This window comes from Phormidium sp. CCY1219 (assembly GCF_035615515.1).
Classification (GTDB): Bacteria; Cyanobacteriota; Cyanobacteriia; order Cyanobacteriales; family Laspinemataceae; genus CCY1219.
On the sequence record NZ_JAJENT010000416.1, the window covers coordinates 1 to 333 of the forward strand.

1 pseudogene is annotated in these 333 nt (G+C 42.9%); it reads right to left on the minus strand.

From position 1 onward, the window contains the following. A pseudogene (locus tag LKK83_RS09230) lies at nt 1-310 on the minus strand (RNA-guided endonuclease TnpB family protein); the annotation flags it as partial. Nucleotides 311-333 lie beyond the last annotated feature (23 nt).

Here is a 333-nt window from a genome sequence, read left to right on the forward strand (position 1 = left end):
CTCGAATTTCTTGGGAATTTAAGTTGGACGGCATTGGCAGATAGAAACTATCGACTCCAAACCAAGTTTTAACCAGTCTTCCTAGAGGAAACTTCAAACCTGATTCTTTTAGTTTGACCGCTTGTTTCGGATAGGTGACGAGATTCAACCCTGGCTTTCTGTAGTTAGGAAGTTTCGGTTTCTGCGTCACTGTACCTTTAGTGATTCCTCTGAGTAGCCCAAAAAATGACTTAAACGATTCAGCAACGGTGGTTAAACACTGCTGGGCCGATTGAGAATACATCGCTTGAAAATGACGATTAGAAGCCATGAGGCGATGCAAGTCAAACTTCC